Genomic DNA, 796 nt, shown 5'->3' with positions numbered 1-796 from the left:
ATTTATCTCTGGGTGATAAAAACCGACGGCCGAAGACTCAGGGTAATAAACCACCCTATTCCCGCCTTGTTTCTTTTTGACCAATACAAGAATCTCTCCGCCTTGCGCCCTCCCCGAGTCCAGCTTCAAGGTTGTACTCAGATTCAGATCACCAACAACAACCTTCCCCCCCGCCACCTCATCGAAATGAACGCTCTTGATTTCATCGTCAGGGAGACGAACTTCGTAGATCAGTTCGGCCTTGCCGCTGCTTGTGTTGTACAGCCCAATTCTCTTGTTGGGCATGTCAGGTCGATAGCACGCCTTGTCAGAGCAGACGATCACGTTTCCGACAATCACATCACCGTCTGTCTTGGTGTCGTTCAGCGAAACACTGATCTTGAACCTCGAATATCCTGGATTATCGAACAGCTTCGCATCAATCTGAGGTACCGTCTGGGGATAGTATCTCGGTGCCGCCTGGGGGGCACCGCTTGCAAAAAAACAAGCAACGGCACAAGAGAATATCGCCGCAATCTTCATCATCATTCACTTTCGCCTTGCGCCCTGCACCCGCGGGCGCGACCGGCCTCTCTCGACTCGCCGTATCGTCAATCTCTGAGGACTGCTGGGGACGGATCGCGCGGCGAATGGATTAGAGGCGATGCAAGATGACGGAGCAACCCCGGTTGGCCGCCAGCAGGTGCTGGCTAACTATTGTTGACAAACTCAGGCCCGATTCACCCCGCCACGATGAACCGGTCGACCCGCGCCGCCTCCAGAACCGCCGCCAGGTCCGCATACAACCGCTCGACCG

At 55.2% G+C, this 796-nt stretch carries 1 protein-coding gene; it reads right to left on the bottom strand.

All coding sequences use genetic code 11. The annotated features are described in order from the left end of the window. The coding region (locus tag AC1D12_RS34515) for a hypothetical protein (protein ID WP_477845554.1) at positions 1-528 on the bottom strand (528 nt) is incomplete at its 3' end. Between the last annotated feature and the right edge of the window lie 268 nt (positions 529-796).

Source organism: Rhizobacter sp. P1_G5, assembly GCF_056405435.1.
The sequence above is the reverse complement of the archived record's forward strand: the minus strand, read 5'-3'. Positions and strand labels throughout refer to the sequence as shown.